We start from the raw sequence: 13274 nt of genomic DNA on the forward strand, positions 1-13274 counted from the left end.
CCAGTGCTTATCCCAGAGTCGGGGGCAGGTTACTCACGTGTTACTCACCCGTTCGCCACTGATCCAAGAAGCAAGCTTCTCTTCACCGTTCGACTTGCATGTGTTAAGCACGCCGCCAGCGTTCGTCCTGAGCCAGGATCAAACTCTCCGTAAATGTTTAATAGCCTCACCACCGAAGTGATGGGCACATCTAGTGCCGAAAGCCGCCGGAATAGGCGAACAATCAGCAAGTTTGAAACTGACAGAACAAATCATTACTGACTTGCTTTGTTGTTTAAATGTTTTCCAAAGGAATCTCTTGGCCCTTCACCGCTAGAAACGGATCCAAACCACGAGGTTTTTGGCATTTGACATTGTGCACGCTGTTGAGTTCTCAAGGATCGGACGCACCCGACTTCAGGCCAAAAGGCTGTCGCTCCGGGGCACTTCGATGTTGTTCTGTTTTTCTTGTCGTGATGATCAGATCCAGATTTGGACTGACCGCACGCCATCAAGCCCGACAGTTCGAATGAATTCGCTGCCAACACTTGGAAGTGGTCCCGCTTGAGGCCGGTAAGCTCTTCCGCTTTCCGCACCTGTGGGGTGACAAGAGATGACACTACGCGGGTTAGGAATGCCCCGCAATCCGGGGAGAATCCCGGGCGTGTCGCAAATCGACACCTGCCCGCAATGCGGCCGTAACCTGCCGGTCACACTGCGGGCCGACAGCGTCTACTCGACGAAGACGCCGGCCAGAGTCTTCTTGCCGCGGCGGAGCACAGCCACTCCCCCGGGCAATACCGAACCCTCAACCGTGGCCGCCTCATCGGTGACCTTGACGTTGTTGAGGTACACGCCGCCCTGACCGATTGCGCGGCGGGCCTCACCGAGACTCTTGGTCAGTCCGGTATCCACCAGCACCTGCATGACCTGCGCCTGCGGGAATGTGGTCGTGTTGGGAAGCGCCCGCAGGGCCGCCTCCAGGGTCTCCGGGTCGAGGTCGGCCAGGTCGCCCTGGCCGAACAGGGCCTGGGTGGCCTGAATGGCGGCATCCGTTGCAGACACCCCGTGCACCAGGCTCGTCACCTCGAAGGCCAGCGTGCGCTGGGCTTCGCGCTTGAACGGTTCGGTGGCCACCAGCTGCTCGAGCGCCTCGATCTGCACCCGGGTGAGGAACGTGAAGACCTTGAGCCGGGCGATCACGTCGGAATCGTCGGTGTTCAGCCAGAACTGGTACATGGCGTATGGGCTCGTGAGGGTGGGATCCAGCCAGACCGCGTTGCCCTCGCTCTTACCGAACTTGGTGCCGTCGGTGTTGGTGATCAGCGGGGTGCCGATAGCGTGCACGCTCGTGCCCTCGGCGCGGTGGATGAGGTCGGTGCCGCTGGTGAGGTTGCCCCACTGGTCGCTGCCACCGGTCTGCAGCACACAGTTGTGGCTGCGGTAGAGCTCGAGGAAGTCCATCCCCTGCAGCACCTGGTAGCTGAACTCGGTGTAGCTGATGCCCGCGTCGGAGTTCAGCCGGGCGCTCACCGCATCCTTTTTGAGCATGGTGCCGACCCGGTAGTACTTGCCGATGTCGCGCAGGAAGTCGATCGCCGACAGCGGCGCCGTCCAGTCCAGGTTGTTCACCAGGGTGACGGGGTTGTCCCCCTCCGCGCTGAGGAAGCGGGTGACCTGCGCCTGCAGGTAGCCGACCCATTCGTTGATGACCTCGGGGGTGTTCAGGGTGCGCTCGGCCGTGGGCCGCGGGTCGCCGATGAGGCCGGTGGAGCCGCCGACCAGGCCGAGCGGTCGGTGACCGGCCAGCTGCAGGCGACGCATCAGCAGCAGCTGCACCAGATTGCCCAGGTGCAGGCTGGCCGCGGTGGGGTCGAACCCGCAGTAGTAGGTGATCGGATCCCCGGCGAGCAGGTCGCGCAACGCCGACTCGTCGGTGGAGACGTGGACCAGGCCGCGCCAGGAGATTTCCTCCCAGACGTTGGCGAAAGTGGGATCGTTGGCTTGCTGGGCAAGGATGCTGGGGTCTGACACGAAGCCAGATTACCAGCGTCGGCCTCTCGGGCCGGGAGCCATGGCACCGACACGGTCAAGATATCAAGGCTGCAAGGTGAAGTGGGCTGGATTAATCTTTGAACCTTGATTAGGCTGCATTCAGGATGGAGGCTTAACCAATGTTTGTGATAACCGCCGACCAGATCGACAGCCGACACGATCGGGACCGAGCCAGCGAGATGATCGCCCAGCTGGCCGACCGTCACGCGGCGGCCTTCGCCCTGCCGCCCGACCAGACCTCCGGTGACGAGATCCAACTGCTGGTGCCGGCCGCGGCGGATGCCTTCGCCATACTGCTCGACCTGCACCGGGCGGGATTCTGGAGCATCGGCCTCGGCATCGGCCCCGTCCGCACTCCCCTGCCGGCCAGCACCCGACAGGCCACCGGGGACGCCTTCATCGCAGCCAGAACCGCGGTGACCAGGGCCAAGCGGGCCGAGGCGCGGTTCGCGCTCGATGTGCCGCCGCGCTCCGACGGCGCGGAAGCCGTCGCCCTCTCCACCGGCGCCGAGGTCGAGGCGCTCGTGACGATGCTGCTCCTGCTCCGCGCCCGGCGCACCCCGGAGGGATGGGAGGCCGTCGATCTGCTCGAGAGCGGCCAGCCGCAGACCGCCATCGCCCGCACCCTGGGCATTTCAACGGCCGCGGTCAGTCAGCGCGTGAAAAGCGCGCAGTGGAGAGTCGAGCTCGCGGCGCATCCCGCACTCGTTAGGCTGCTAGACAACCTCGACCGCGACACCAGCGAAACGGATGACCACCGCCGATGACAATCCTCGATTCCTTCTCCGTCGTGCTCTACCTGTACTGGATGATCCTGCTCCTGATCACGATGGCGTCGTTGATCCTGGCGATCCTGGCCTTCCGGCGCGGCTCGCAGCCTTTCGTGATCGCTTCCGCCTGGGCGCTGGGGGTGGCGCTGCTGCTCGCCGCGGTGCCCGTGGGCGACCCGGCGCCGGTGGCGTTCACCGTGGTCATCGCGTTGGCGGCCCTGGTTCTCGCCGTGATCGGCGGCGGTCCGGCTGCGGTGCTTGCCCTGCAGCTGGCGACGAAGGACTCGGTGGCTCCCGGCAGCCACGGCGGCATCATGGTCGGCACCGATCCGGCAGCCGTCGTCGCCGACAGTGCCGCGACCGCCGCGACGCCGACGGCGGTGCACGAGGTGCTCCGCGGCGGCCTCACCATCGGAATCCTCGAACGTCTTGCCGTGGCCGGCGCGATCCTGGCCGGGTTCCCCGAGGCTCTCGCCGTGGTCGTGGCCATCAAGGGCGTCGGTCGATTCACCGAGCTGGCCTCGTCCGAGGCCAGGGAGCGGTTCATCATCGGCACCTTCGCCAGCCTGATCTGGGCGTGCGCCTGCGTCATCCTGGTGAGCCTGGCCCAGTCCTAACCCCGGCGGGCACGACGAAGCCCGGCTCGCTGACAGACAGCGGCCGGGCTTTGTCGTTCGCGCTTCTTAGGCCTGCAGAACCTCGGGGAGTTCCTCGAGCGCCGCGTCGAGCGTGATGTCGACCCCGGTCAGGGCCTTGCTGACCGGGCAGTTCAGCTTGGCGGCGTTGGCCGCGGCCAGGAAGGTCTCGCTGTCCATGCCGGTCACTTCGCCGCGAACGGTGAGGTGGATGCCGGTGAGACGGAAGCCGCCAGCCGGATCAGCGCCGAGGCTCACGTCGGCCGACACGTCCAGGGCTTCGATGGTCACACCGTCGGACGCCAGCTCGGCCGAGAGCTGCATGGAGTAGCAGGCCGAGTGGGCGGCGGCGAGAAGCTCCTCCGGGCTCGTGAAGCCGTTCGCGCTCTCGGCGCTCCGCTTGGGGAACGAGACGTCGTAGGTGCCGAGGCCCGAGCTGGTCAGTTCGACCTGGCCCTCCCCGGCGTCGAGAGTTCCGGTCCAACCAGTGCGTGCGGTACGTGTGGGCATAACGGTGTCCTTTTCTGTGTGGTGGAGTGCTGGAGCCGGCCACGGAGGCCGGTTCGGGTCGGGAAAGATCAGGTGAGCGCGCGCACGCGCTCGGCGAGAGCGGCAATCTGGCTCTGCAGGTCGATGAGTTCGGGCATGGCAAGCCCTGTCGAGGCGCAAATCTGCTCGGCAATCTGCGGTGCGTGACTGCGCATCGCGTCACCGGCCGGGGTGAGGGCGATCTCCACGACGCGTTCATCGTTCGCGGACCGACCGCGCACGACCAGGCCGAGCGACTCGAGCCGCTTCAGCAACGGCGACAGCGTTCCGGAGTCGAGGTGCAACCGGTCGCCGAGTTGGCTGACCGTGCTGGTTCCGGTTTCCCAGAGCACGAGCATGGCGAGGTACTGCGGATACGTGATGCCCAGCGGAGCGAGCAGGGCGCGGTAACGCCCGGTGATCGCCCGAGATGCGGAGTAGAGCGCAAAGCAGATCTGCTGCTCGGGGGGAAGCATCTGTGGGACGGCCATGTTCAGACTCTAACACGGTTTTGCACAATTAGGTTGTACACAATCTAAATGTGCCGCCGAACCGCAATGCTGCTCTCGGCGTGATCAGGCCGGCGCGGGGAGGCTCGGGTGGCGCCGGTAGGCCGAGACGGTGCGGTCCCCCGCAATCCAGAAGCGCCAGGAGAAGTCGGTGCCGCCGCCGGCGCCGGCTACACCGGTGCGCGGCCCGGTCATGGCCGGCACCGGAACGTCGGGGAGGGCGAGATCGAACGGTTCGGCGGCCAGGTCGGCGCCATCCTGGTCGAGCCGGATGCCCATCGCCCGGGTCAGCCGGGCGGGACCTCGCGCCAGGTCGCGGTCGCTGACCGCCGGCCCGCGTCGGTCCCGAGCGTCGTCGATTCCGGAGACGATCTCGCCGGCGCGCAGCAACACACCGGATGCTTCGCCCGCCGGCGAGCAGACGATGTTGGCGCAGACGTGCATCCCGTAGGTGAAGTAGGCGTAGAGGTGCCCGCCTGGACCGAACATGCTGCTGTTGCGCCGGGTCTGCCGGCGGTAGGCGTGCGACCCGGGGTCGGTGCCGGCTCGGTAGGCCTCCACCTCGGTGATCCGCAGCACCGTGTCGCCGTGCCGAAAGCGGGCGCCGAGCAGAAGCGGGGCGACGTCGACCGCGTCCTGGCTGAACAGGTCACGGTCGACGCTCACGCTGCAGCTTCTCTCGGGAGGGTGCCGGTCTCAGCGCACCAGGGCGGAGGCGAGGCTGTGCACGCGGGCGACCAGCGCGGCCCGCTGTTCGGCAACCCGCACGGGGGCGGTGCCGGCCTGGCCGTCACGACGGGTGACCGAGCCCTGAATGGTGAGGACCTCACGCACCTCGGGGATGAGGTGCGGGGAGATCTCCGCCAGTTGCGCGTCGTCGATCTCGTGCAGGTCGAGGCCCCTGGCCTCGGCCACCTTCACCAGGGTGCCGGTGATCTCGTGCGCGTCCCGGAAGCTGACGTGACGTTTCACCAGCCATTCCGCGACATCCGTGGCCAGGGAGAACCCCTGCGGGGCCAACTCGGCCATGCGGTCGGTGTGGAAGGTGATCGTGGCGATCATGCCCGTGAACGCGGGCAGCAACACCTCGAGGGTTTCGATGGAGTCGAAGACCGGCTCCTTGTCCTCCTGCAGGTCGCGGTTGTACGCGAGCGGGAGGCCCTTGAGGGTGGTGAGCAGCCCGGTGAGGTTGCCGATCAGGCGGCCGGACTTGCCCCTGGCCAGTTCGGCGATGTCGGGGTTCTTCTTCTGCGGCATGATCGAGGAGCCGGTGGAGTAGGAGTCGTCGAGGGTGACGAAACCGAATTCGCGGGTGTTCCAGAGAATGATCTCCTCGGCCAGCCGGGACAGGTCGATGCCGATCTGGGCCGTGATGTAGGCGAATTCTGCCACCAGGTCACGGCTGGCGGTGCCGTCGATCGAGTTCTCCACGACGGCGCCGAAGCCCAGTTCGGTGGCGATCATCCCGGCGTCCAGGCCCAGGGTGTTGCCGGCCAGCGCGCCGGAGCCGTACGGGGAGAAGTCGGAGCGCTTGTTCCAGTCGGCGAAGCGTTCCAGGTCGCGCACCAGCGGCCAGCAGTGTGCGAAGAGGTGGTGCGCGAGCAGCACCGGTTGGGCGTGCTGAAGGTGGGTGCGGCCGGGCATGATCGCGGTCTCGTTGGCCTCCGCCTGCGCGGCGAGGGCGTCGATGAGGTCCACCAGCAGCCGGGCGATGACGGCGGCGTGGTCGCGCAGCAGCATCCGCACCAGGGTGGCGACCTGGTCGTTGCGGCTGCGGCCGGCGCGCAGTTTGCCGCCGAGCTCGGTTCCGACGATGTCGATCAGTCCGCGCTCCAGCGCCGAGTGCACGTCTTCGTCGGTCGCGGCCGGCTGGAACCGGCCGTCGTTGACGGCCTCATCGAGGGTGTCCAGGCCGGCGAGCATGCCGGCCAGTTCTTCCTCGGTGAGGTAACCGGCAGCGGCCAGGGCACGAGCGTGGGCGCGCGACCCACGGATGTCGTACCCGGCCAGCTGCCAGTCGAAATGGGTTGACTTGCTCAGGCGCGCCAACTCCGGCGACGGTCCGCCGGCGAAGCGGCCGCCCCAGAGGGCGCCCGCCTCGCCCGCACGGTTGATGCTCGTGTCGCCGGTCATAGCGGCTCCTACTTCGCGGCCTGGTCGCGGCGGGCCGCGATCTTGCTGGGCAGGCTCCACAGTTCGATGAAGCCCTTGGCCATCGACTGGTCGAACGAGTCGCCGGTGTCGTAGGTGGCCAGGTCGAAGTCGTACAGGCTCTGCGTGCTCTGGCGGCCGGTGACGACGGCGCTTCCGGCGTGCAGGGTCATGCGGATGTCGCCGGTGACGTACTTCTGGGTGTCGTTGATGAAGGCGTCCAGCGACTTCTTCAGGCCGGAGAACCAGAGGCCGTCGTAGACGAGTTCGCTCCACTTGGCTTCCACGCCGCGCTTGTAGCGGGCGACGTCGCGTTCGACGGTGACGTTCTCGAGCTCTTCGTGCGCGGTGATCAGGGCGATACCGGCCGGGGACTCGTAGACCTCGCGGCTCTTGATGCCCACGAGGCGGTCCTCGACGATGTCGATGCGGCCGACACCCTGGTCGCCGGCGAGCTTGTTGAGCAGCACGACGGCTTCGAGCGGGGTGACCGGCTTGCCGTCAACGGCCACGGGCACACCCTGGTCGAACGTGATGATGACCTCGGTGGCCGGGCGCGGGATCGACGGGTCCTGCGTGTAGGTGTAGAGGTCCTCGATCGGGGCGTTCCACGGGTCTTCCAGGAAGCCGGTCTCGACCGCACGACCCCAGACGTTCTGGTCGATGGAGTACGGGCTCTTCTTCGACTGCGCGATCGGCAGGTTGTGCAGAGCGGCGTACTCGATGGCCTTGTCGCGGGTGAGGGCGAAGTCGCGCACCGGTGCGAGCGAGGTGAGCTCGGGGGCGAGGGCGGTGACGGCGGCCTCGAAGCGCACCTGGTCGTTACCCTTGCCGGTGCATCCGTGCGCGACGCTGTCGGCGCCGAGGGCGCGGGCGGTGGCGGCGAGGTGCTTAGCGATCAGCGGGCGGCTGATCGCGGAGACCAGCGGGTACCGCTTCTGGTACAGCGCGTTGGCCTTGAGCGCCGGAACGATGTAGTCGTTGGCGAACTCGTCCTTCGCGTCGACGACGATGGACTCCACGGCACCGCAGTCCAGGGCGCGCTGACGGATGACATCCATGTCCTCGCCCTCTTGTCCGACGTCGACGGCCAGGGCCACGACCTCCTTGCCGGTGGCGTCTTTCAGCCAGCCGATGCCTACCGAGGTGTCGAGTCCACCCGAATATGCCAGTACAACCCGCTCAGCCATGGTTCTCCTTCATGATGTGTTCTTGGTTCAAGTTTATTGGTGGGGCGTGCCGGGCTGCGCTAGCGCACGTTGCGCGCGAGCAGCCAGACGAGCAGCGCTTTCTGGGCGTGCAGCCGGTTCTCGGCCTCGTCCCAGATGATGCTCTGCGGGCCGTCGATGACGTCGGCCGTGACCTCGAAGCCACGGTCGGCCGGCAGGCAGTGCATGAAGTGGGCGTCGGCCTTGGCCAGGGCCATCAGGTCGGCGTCGACGCGGTAACCGCCGAGCGTGCCGAGCCGGGTGGCCTTCTCTTCTTCCTTGCCCATCGACACCCAGGTGTCGGTGATGACCACGTCGACGCCGGCGACGGCCTCGGCGGGATCGGTGAAGAGGGCGACGGAGCCACCGGTCGTGGCCGCGATGGCCTCGGCGTCGGCGACGACCTGCGGGTCTGGCGTGTACCCGGCTGGCGACGCGATGCGCACGTGCATGCCGGCGGTCGCACCGGCGAGCAGGTAGGACTGGGCCATGTTGCAGGCGCCGTCGCCGAGGAAGGTGAGGGTCTGGCCGGCCAGGTCGCCGCGGTGCTCACGGATGGTGAGCAGGTCGGCGAGCAGCTGGCAGGGGTGGAAATCGTCGGAGAGGGCGTTGACCACCGGAACGGTGGTGTTCAGCGCCATCTCTTCGAGCCCGGCCTGGCCGTAGGTGCGCCAGACGATGGCGGCGACCTGGCGCTCGAGCACCCTGGCGGTGTCCGCGGCGGTTTCCTTGCCGCCGAGCTGGCTGCTGGCCGTGCTGATGATCAGCGGGCTGCCACCGAGGTCGGCGATGCCGACGGCGAACGACACCCGGGTGCGGGTGGAGGACTTATCGAAGATCACGGCGACGGTTTTCGGTCCGGCCAGAGGCTGGACCGCGAATCGGTCTCGCTTCAGTTCCAGGGCCAGATCGAGGATCTCGGCCTGTTCGGCCGGAGAAATGTCGTCGTCGCGCAGGAAATGGCGGGTCACGGGGTCACTTTCGCTGAATTCGTCGGTGTAATGCGGGATTCCTCCACCTTATCTGGCGGAGACGAGGCCGGGACTCGTCACGTGGGCCAGGGCGGCCCGAAAACGTTCCTCAAAATCGGCCAGCTCGGCGTCGCCCACGATCAGCGGCGGCGCCATCCGGATGCTGGACTCGTTCGCGGCGTTGATGATCAGGCCCTCGGTCTGCGCGGCGGCGGCCAGCTTGAGCGCCACCGGCTCGGTCAGGCCGATGCCGAGTAGCAGCCCGCGACCACGCACTTCGCTGATCAGCGGTGACTCGATGCCGAGGATGAGTTCACGCAGCTGCTCGCCGCGGCGGGCGGCGTTGCCGACCAGGTCGTCGCGCTCGATGACACCGAGCACGGCGTTGGCGGTGGCGGTCACGAACGGGTTGCCGCCGAAGGTGGAGCCGTGCTGGCCGCGCTGGAACAGGTCGCTGGTGGCGCCGAAGGTGACGAGCGCCCCGATCGGCACTCCCCCGCCGATGCCCTTGGCGACGGTGACGGCATCCGGGATCACGTTGGAATGCTCGTAGGCGAACCACTTACCGGTGCGGCCGGCGCCAGTCTGGACCTCGTCGATGATGAGCAGCACGCCGTGCCGGGTGCACAGCTCGCGGGCCCGTTGCAGGTAGCCCTCCGGCAGGTCGATGACACCGGCTTCACCCTTGACCGGCTCGAGGAACAGTGCGGCGACGGTGTCGTCGATTTCCCGTTCGAGCGCGGCGATGGTGGTGTCGATGTGCTGCACGCCGCCGGGGACGGGTTCGAACGGGCCACGCATGAGCGGCTTGCCGGTGAGGGCGAGGGCGCCCATGGTGCGCCCGTGGAACGAGTCGTTCAGCGCGAGGATGCGGCTGCGGCGGCCACCGGCGACGTTGAGGCGGGCGAGTTTGAACGCGGCCTCGTTGGCCTCTGCTCCTGAGTTGCAGAAGTAAACCCGGCCGGCGTCGCCCGCGCCGGTGAGGCGTTTGAGGCGTTCGGCCAGTTCGATCTGGGACGGCGAGGCGAAGTAGTTGGAGATGTGCGCGAGGGTGGCGATCTGGCTCTGGGCGGCGGCGACCATGTCGGGGTGGGCGTGGCCGAGCGAGTTGACGGCGATGCCGGCCAGGAAGTCGAGGTAGCGGGTGCCGTGCTCGTCCCAGACGTAGCAGCCCTCGCCGCGCACCAGCACGGCCAGTGGCGGCGACAGGGTTTTCATCATTGCGTCGGCGTAACGCTCGTGCAGGGTCATGCGGGAACCACCTCAGTACCGATACCGCTACCGGTGAAGATTTCGACCAGGATCGAGTGCGGCACTCGACCATCGATGATCGCCGCCTTGGCGACGCCGCCCTCGACGGCGTCCAGGCAGGCGGTCATCTTGGGGATCATTCCCGATTCGAGATCGGGAAGCAAGGTGCGGAGGGCATCAACGTCGATGACCGACACGAGCGAGTCACGGTTGGGCCAGTCGCTGTACAGGCCGGCCACGTCGGTGAGGATCACCAGCTTGGCCGCGTTCAGGCCCACGGCGAGGGCGGCCGCGGCGGCATCCGCGTTCACGTTGAGGGACTGACCCGGCACGTCCACGTCGGGAGCAATCGAGGACACCACGGGGATGCGGCCGGCGCTCAGTTGCGCGAAAACGGCCTCGGGGTCGACACCGATGACGTCGCCGACCAGGCCGAGGTCGACCTCTTCGCCGTCGATCACGACGCCGCGGCGACGGCCGCTGAACAGACCGGCATCCTCACCGCTCAGCCCGGCCGCCAGGGGGCCGTGCGCGTTGATGTGGCTGACCAGGTCGCGGTTGATCTGGCCGGTGAGCACCATCCGCACCACGTCCATGGCCTCGGGGGTGGTGACCCGGTAGCCGCCGCGGAACTCGCTCTCGATACCGAGGCGGGCGAGCATGGCCGAGATCTGCGGGCCACCGCCGTGCACGACGACCGGGCGGATGCCCGCGTACCGCAGGTACACCATGTCCTCGGCGAAGGCGCGCTGCAGTTCCTCGCTGACCATGGCGTTGCCGCCGAACTTGACGACGATGATCTGGTCGTGGAACTTCTTCAGCCAGGGCAGCGCCTCGATCAGCGTGGCGGCTTTGACCTTCGCCTCGGCGGGCGTGTTGTCGACGTCGTCGAGGGTGGGCACCGGAGGCACGGGTGGGCCGGCGGGGGCGGAAGCGTGAGCGTTCATCAGCTGGAGTACGCGCTGTTCTCTTCGACGTAGTCGTGGGTGAGGTCGTTGGTCCAGATCGTGGCGCGGGCGGTGCCGGCGTGCAGGTCGATGACCACCGAGACGGCGCGTGGGGTGAGGTCGACGAGCTCGCGGGGCTGGTCTGGCTCCCCCGCCGTGCAGACCTGGATGCCGTTGATGGCCACGTCGATGCCGTACGGGTCGAAGGCCGCATCCGCTTCGGGGATGGTGCCGACGGCGGCCAGCACCCGGCCCCAGTTGGGGTCGTTGCCGTAGATGGCGGCCTTGAACAGGTTGCTGCGGGAGACCGCGCGGGCCACCGTGACGGCCTCGGTTTCGCTCGCGGCGTTGCGAACCGTGATGGCCACGTCGTGCGAGGCGCCCTCGGCGTCGCCCTGCAGTTGCAGGGTGAGGTCGCGGCACAGCTCGGTGAGTGCGGCGGTGAACTCGGCCGGGTCGGCGTCGACGCCGCTGGCGCCGGAGGCCAGCAGGCTGACGGTGTCGTTGGTGGACATGCAGCCGTCGGAGTCGAGCCGGTCGAAGGTGACCCGGGTGGCCTCCCGCAGCGCCGCATCCAGCTGGGCCGAGCTGAGCTGCGCGTCGGTGGTGATCACCACGAGCATGGTGGCCAGGCCGGGCGCGAGCATACCGGCGCCCTTGGCCATGCCGCCGATGATCCAGCCGGCCGGTGACACCCTGGTGGCCTGCTTGGGTCGGGTGTCTGTGGTCATGATCGCCTGTGCGGCCGCGAGACCGGCGACGGTGGATGCGGCGTCGTCGGACTTGAGGGCCACTGCGGCGTCGAAGACACCGGCGGTGAGCTTGCCCAGGTCGAGCTGCTCGCCGATCAGGCCGGTGGAGCAGACCAGCACGTCGCCGGAAGAGACCTGCAGTTGCTCCGCCACGGCCTCGGCGGTGGCGTGTGTGGTCTGGAAGCCGATGCTGCCGGTGTAGCAGTTGGCGCCGCCGGAGTTCAGCACGATGGCGCTGACCCGGCCGTCGGCCATGACCTGCTGGCTCCAGATGATCGGGTTGGCCTTGCAGCGGTTGCTGGTGAAGACCGTGGCGGCGTTGTTGAGCGGGCCGAGGTTGGCCACGATGGCCAGGTCGAGGCCGCCGGACTTCTTCAGGCCGGCGGTGACGCCGGCTGCGGCGAATCCGGCGGGGGCGGTGACGCTCACGGGGCAACTCCATTCGTGCTGAGGCCGCGGGTTTCGGGCAGGCCCAGGGCAATGTTGGCGGATTGGATGGCAGCGCCTGCGGTGCCCTTGACGAGGTTGTCGACGGCCGTGACGGTGACCACGCGGCCGGCGGCCTCGTCGATCGCCAGGCCGATGAGGGCGGTGTTGGCGCCGAGCACGTCGGCGGTGCGCGGGAACTGGCCGCTGGGCAGCACGTGCACAAACGGTTCATCGGCGTACGCGGCGGCCCAGGCCTCGCGCACGGCTGCCGCACTGGTGCCCGGTACGAGGCGGGCGGTGGCGGTGGCGAGGATGCCGCGGGACATCGGCACGATCACCGGGGTGAACGAGATCGTCGGGTCGGTGGCGCCGGCCCAGCGCAGGCTCTGCTGGATCTCGGGGATGTGCCGGTGGGTGCCGCCGACGGCGTAGGGGTTGGCGGAGCCCAGGATCTCGGCGGCCAGGTTGGGCACCTTGAGCGCCTTGCCGGCGCCGGACGGGCCGACGGCGAGCACGGCGACGATGTCGGCCGGCTCGATCACGCCGGCCAGAATGCCGGGGGCCAGGGCGAGCGCGACAGTGCTGGCGTTGCAGCCGGGCGCGGCGATGCGGCGGGCGCCGATGAGCCGGTCGCGCTGGCGGCCGCCGGCGACGGGAAGTTCGGGCACGCCGTATGCCCAGGCGCCGAAGTAGTCGCCGCCGTAGAACGCGGCCCAGTCGGACTCGCTCTCGAGGCGGTGGTCGGCGCCGCAGTCCACCACGAGGGTGTCGGCGCTCAGCTGCGCGGTGAGCGCCCCCGAGGCTCCGTGCGGGAGGGCGAGGAAGACCACGTCATGGCCGGCCAGGGTGCTGGCATCCGTGTCGGCCAGCACGAGGTGGCTCAGCGAACGCAGGTGCGGCTGCACGTCGACCAGGCGCTGGCCGGCGTTGCTGTGCGCGGTGACCGTGCGCACCTCGAAATCGGGGTGAGCGGCCAGCAGACGCAGCAGCTCACCGCCCGCGTACCCACTCGCGCCCGCAACCGCTACCGAAAAGACCATGGATCAAACTTACTCGGGTGCTGCCGCAGCGCTGCAATCGCGAGGTGCC

Annotated in this window: 13 protein-coding genes and 1 rRNA gene; 2 read left to right on the top strand and 12 right to left on the bottom strand. The window is 68.0% G+C overall.

Annotated features, from left to right (window positions below; genetic code table 11):
- Both K2F54_RS07905 and tyrS read right to left on the bottom strand, forming a co-directional pair.
- Positions 1 to 154 (bottom strand): 16S ribosomal RNA (locus K2F54_RS07905); the annotation flags it as partial.
- 557 nt (positions 155 to 711) lie between these two features.
- On the bottom strand, positions 712 to 2013 hold the full coding sequence (gene tyrS / locus K2F54_RS07910; RefSeq protein WP_220605331.1) for a tyrosine--tRNA ligase: 1302 nt from the start codon (positions 2011 to 2013) through the stop codon (positions 712 to 714).
- 140 nt (positions 2014 to 2153) lie between these two features.
- Here tyrS and K2F54_RS07915 point away from each other — a divergent pair, with 140 nt between their 5' ends.
- Positions 2154 to 2801 (top strand): SatD family protein, encoded by a 648-nt coding sequence (locus tag K2F54_RS07915; protein ID WP_220605332.1) that lies wholly within the window; start codon positions 2154 to 2156, stop codon positions 2799 to 2801.
- On the top strand, positions 2798 to 3421 hold the full coding sequence (locus K2F54_RS07920; protein ID WP_220605333.1) for a hypothetical protein: 624 nt from the start codon (positions 2798 to 2800) through the stop codon (positions 3419 to 3421). Before K2F54_RS07915 ends, K2F54_RS07920 begins: the two co-directional genes overlap by 4 nt.
- Before the next feature lie 66 nt (positions 3422 to 3487).
- Here K2F54_RS07920 and K2F54_RS07925 read toward each other — a convergent pair whose 3' ends face one another.
- The 10 genes from K2F54_RS07925 to argC form a co-directional block, all read right to left on the bottom strand.
- A complete protein-coding gene (locus K2F54_RS07925; RefSeq protein ID WP_220605334.1) occupies positions 3488 to 3949 on the bottom strand; it encodes an OsmC family peroxiredoxin in 462 nt (153 codons plus the stop codon).
- A 68-nt stretch (positions 3950 to 4017) separates the two neighbouring features.
- Positions 4018 to 4458, bottom strand: a complete 441-nt coding sequence (locus K2F54_RS07930; RefSeq protein WP_220605335.1) for a MarR family winged helix-turn-helix transcriptional regulator — start codon at positions 4456 to 4458, stop codon at positions 4018 to 4020.
- Positions 4459 to 4542: 84 nt separating this feature from the next.
- Positions 4543 to 5142 (bottom strand): DNA-3-methyladenine glycosylase, encoded by a 600-nt coding sequence (locus K2F54_RS07935; protein WP_220605336.1) that lies wholly within the window; start codon positions 5140 to 5142, stop codon positions 4543 to 4545.
- Between the two features lie 30 nt (positions 5143 to 5172).
- Positions 5173 to 6609, bottom strand: a complete 1437-nt coding sequence (argH, locus tag K2F54_RS07940; protein WP_220605337.1) for an argininosuccinate lyase — start codon at positions 6607 to 6609, stop codon at positions 5173 to 5175.
- An 8-nt stretch (positions 6610 to 6617) separates the two neighbouring features.
- Positions 6618 to 7817 carry an argininosuccinate synthase gene (locus K2F54_RS07945; protein WP_220605338.1) on the bottom strand — a complete coding sequence of 400 codons (1200 nt, stop codon included), beginning with the start codon at positions 7815 to 7817 and terminating at the stop codon, positions 6618 to 6620.
- Positions 7818 to 7876: 59 nt separating this feature from the next.
- Positions 7877 to 8806 (bottom strand): ornithine carbamoyltransferase, encoded by a 930-nt coding sequence (gene argF, locus K2F54_RS07950; protein ID WP_220605339.1) that lies wholly within the window; start codon positions 8804 to 8806, stop codon positions 7877 to 7879.
- Positions 8807 to 8854: 48 nt separating this feature from the next.
- Positions 8855 to 10057 (bottom strand): acetylornithine transaminase, encoded by a 1203-nt coding sequence (locus K2F54_RS07955; RefSeq protein ID WP_220605340.1) that lies wholly within the window; start codon positions 10055 to 10057, stop codon positions 8855 to 8857.
- Positions 10054 to 11004 carry an acetylglutamate kinase gene (argB, locus tag K2F54_RS07960; RefSeq protein ID WP_220605341.1) on the bottom strand — a complete coding sequence of 317 codons (951 nt, stop codon included), beginning with the start codon at positions 11002 to 11004 and terminating at the stop codon, positions 10054 to 10056. The genes K2F54_RS07955 and argB overlap by 4 nt, the downstream gene beginning before the upstream one ends.
- Positions 11004 to 12185: a bifunctional glutamate N-acetyltransferase/amino-acid acetyltransferase ArgJ gene (gene argJ, locus K2F54_RS07965; RefSeq protein ID WP_220605342.1), complete on the bottom strand. Its 1182-nt coding sequence runs from the start codon at positions 12183 to 12185 to the stop codon at positions 11004 to 11006. Before argJ ends, argB begins: the two co-directional genes overlap by 1 nt.
- Positions 12182 to 13225 (bottom strand): N-acetyl-gamma-glutamyl-phosphate reductase, encoded by a 1044-nt coding sequence (argC, locus tag K2F54_RS07970; protein WP_220605343.1) that lies wholly within the window; start codon positions 13223 to 13225, stop codon positions 12182 to 12184. Before argC ends, argJ begins: the two co-directional genes overlap by 4 nt.
- Positions 13226 to 13274 lie beyond the last annotated feature (49 nt).

It is taken from the genome of Cryobacterium inferilacus (assembly GCF_019599185.1).
In the GTDB taxonomy this organism is placed as follows: Bacteria; Actinomycetota; Actinomycetes; order Actinomycetales; family Microbacteriaceae; genus Cryobacterium; species Cryobacterium inferilacus.

Bases quoted from the DNA above. Each gene is read 5' to 3' on its own strand.
- K2F54_RS07915 (WP_220605332.1), top strand. From the start codon at position 2,154: ATGTTTGTGATAACCGCCGACCAGATCGACAGCCGACACGATCGGGAC.
- K2F54_RS07920 (WP_220605333.1), top strand. From the start codon at position 2,798: ATGACAATCCTCGATTCCTTCTCCGTCGTGCTCTACCTGTACTGGATG.
- K2F54_RS07925 (WP_220605334.1), bottom strand. From the start codon at position 3,949: ATGCCCACACGTACCGCACGCACTGGTTGGACCGGAACTCTCGACGCC.
- K2F54_RS07930 (WP_220605335.1), bottom strand. From the start codon at position 4,458: ATGGCCGTCCCACAGATGCTTCCCCCCGAGCAGCAGATCTGCTTTGCG.
- argH (WP_220605337.1), bottom strand. From the start codon at position 6,609: ATGACCGGCGACACGAGCATCAACCGTGCGGGCGAGGCGGGCGCCCTC.
- K2F54_RS07945 (WP_220605338.1), bottom strand. From the start codon at position 7,817: ATGGCTGAGCGGGTTGTACTGGCATATTCGGGTGGACTCGACACCTCG.
- K2F54_RS07955 (WP_220605340.1), bottom strand. From the start codon at position 10,057: ATGACCCTGCACGAGCGTTACGCCGACGCAATGATGAAAACCCTGTCG.
- argB (WP_220605341.1), bottom strand. From the start codon at position 11,004: ATGAACGCTCACGCTTCCGCCCCCGCCGGCCCACCCGTGCCTCCGGTG.
- argC (WP_220605343.1), bottom strand. From the start codon at position 13,225: ATGGTCTTTTCGGTAGCGGTTGCGGGCGCGAGTGGGTACGCGGGCGGT.